The following is a 2,070-nucleotide window of genomic DNA, read 5'->3' as shown; positions in this document are numbered from 1 at the left end:
CCGCGCCAGCAATTGCCGCGCGCGCCGAACACCATCGGGGGCGATCCTGACCAGATCCTGACCTTTGGGCCGATCCGCATCCGCCGACATCTCGTCGACATCATCGTGCGCGCCGGGCGGATCGTCGGGGCCGATCCGACGCTGCTGATGGCGGTCGCCGACAAGGAGTCCTCTTTCGCCACCACGGTCCAGGCGAAGACCTCTTCCGCGACCGGACTCTACCAGTTCATCGAGCAGACCTGGCTTGGCGTCGTCTTCGAGTTCGGGCGCAAGCACGGCATGGTGGCCGAGGCTGCGCTGATCGCGCGCAATGGCCGGCAGTTCGTCGTCGCCGACGCCAATGAGCGCCAGCGCATTCTCGATCTCAGGCGCGAGCCCTATCTCTCGGCCCTGCTCGCAGCGGAGATGCTGAAGCGCGACACATTGCGGCTCGAAAAGGCGATGGGGCGCCATCTCACCGGCGGCGAAATCTACCTGATCCACTTCCTCGGCCCCGATGCGGCGCAGACCTTCATCGAGACGATGGAGGAGGCGCCCGGCGCCAGCGCGGCCGAATTGCTGCCGCGCCCGGCCCAGGCCAATCGGCCGATCTTCTATGCAGAGGCCGGCGGCGAGACCAAGACGCTCTCGGTCTCGGAGGTGCACAAGAAGTTCAACGAGATGATCAGAGTGCGCCTCGACCGCTACAAGGTGGTGCGCGGCGGCCCAGCGCCCGTAGCCCCAGCGCGACAGCCCTCACGCTAGGATTTGCCGACCCGGGCTTCCTGGCTCATGATCGTTGCCGTTGCGGCAATCCGGGAGCGGGTTATGGCGGCGGCGAAGAACCGGTTCGAACAGGTCGACGAGCAGCAACCGGATGCGATCACGCTGAGCCTTGGCCAGCGCGACGGCAAGACCTTCGGCAGGATTGCCTGTCCGGCTGAGCTCGCCGGCGGTCATCTTGTCAACGATTTCCTCAGCGACGAGCTGGAGCCGGTCGAGGCTTTCCGCTCGGCGGTCAGGCTGGCCAACGAGATCAAGGCGCCGATCGTCGTCGAGGACCGGCAGGGGCTCTGGCAGCACGATTGGGGCGTCCTCTACCGCGAGGACTGAAACCGGGCCTCACTCGATCCGGAAATACTTGATGCCGACGCCGAGCTTGCCGCCGATGCGGGACGCGTCCTGCCTTAGGCCCGGGAAGACATCGCCTGCCGGAGCGGGGTTCGGCCCGGACAAGGTCGGCAGAGGCGCGGGGCTGACCAGCGCTATCACCGCCTGCGGTCTGACCGGGGTTCCTGGCGCGGCCGTCGACTGGAGCCGGAGATTGAAGCTCGCCTTGCCGCCCTCGCGCCGCGTGAAGTTGGCGAGGTTGTAGACCAGCCCGTCATCGCCGACGAGCAGCACGGCGAGGTTCTGCTTCGGGTCGCTCTCGACCGTGCCGCTCAGCGTGTCGCCGCTCTTCATGGTGAAGGCGCCGATCTGCATGACCGGGCTGCGATCGATGCCGCGCCCGAGCTGGCGCAGGAAATCGGCCATCGGGCATTGCGCCGTCGAGATCGAACGCAGGCTGATCTGGGCTTCGAAGCCCTGGCTCCGTTTGAAGGCCGTGTCGAACGCGACGAAGGGCGGCGCTGAACTGCCGAAGCCCTCGATGGTCGCACGCCGGTCGCCGATCGCAGTCGGCCAGAGGAAGAAGCAGGCGCCGCCATCGTAAGTCGCGATGTAGCGCTCGATGCGCTCCGTCGGCGTGCGCGGCTCGGGGTCGAGCGTGTTCGTGGCGATTTTGGTCTCCGCTGACGCCGGGGGGGCGGCGACAGGGGGAACCGTGACAGGAGGAATGGTGACAGGCGGCAGTTGGGCCGCCGGTGGCACTTGGGCCTGGGCGGCCGCTGGAGGCTCCGCTCGGGCGGTATTCTGCGACGGCGCCGCGGGCGCCAGCGGCGGGACCGGCGGCTTCACGACCTCCGGCTCGGTGCGGGCACCGAGCGATGACGGCCTCACGGCGGAGAACGGGCGCTTCAGCGCCTCCTCGAGCTGGCGGGCCATGTCGCCCAGCTCGGCCTGACCGGCCGCAGCGGCATCGCGCGCGCT

The 2,070-nt window shown here is 68.3% G+C and carries 2 protein-coding genes and 1 pseudogene; 2 read left to right on the top strand and 1 reads right to left on the bottom strand.

Going from position 1 to position 2,070, the window contains the following annotated elements; all coding sequences use genetic code 11:
- Both RKE40_RS29500 and RKE40_RS29495 read left to right on the top strand, forming a co-directional pair.
- Positions 1-744, top strand: a 744-nt coding sequence (locus RKE40_RS29500) for a transglycosylase SLT domain-containing protein (RefSeq protein WP_316021712.1), incomplete at its 5' end; no start/stop codon positions are given.
- Positions 745-807: 63 nt separating this feature from the next.
- Positions 808-1,092, top strand: coding sequence for a hypothetical protein (locus tag RKE40_RS29495; protein WP_316021711.1), 285 nt, complete (start codon positions 808-810; stop codon positions 1,090-1,092).
- A 9-nt stretch (positions 1,093-1,101) separates the two neighbouring features.
- On the opposite strand, the pseudogene RKE40_RS29490 reads toward RKE40_RS29495, so the two are convergent.
- Positions 1,102-2,070, bottom strand: a pseudogene (locus RKE40_RS29490) (hypothetical protein); the annotation flags it as partial.

Source organism: Allobosea rubneri (assembly GCF_032464875.1).
In the GTDB taxonomy this organism is placed as follows: domain Bacteria; phylum Pseudomonadota; class Alphaproteobacteria; order Rhizobiales; family Beijerinckiaceae; genus Allobosea; species Allobosea rubneri.
Note: the sequence above shows the minus strand (reverse complement) of the source record. Positions and strands in the feature narration are given on the sequence as shown.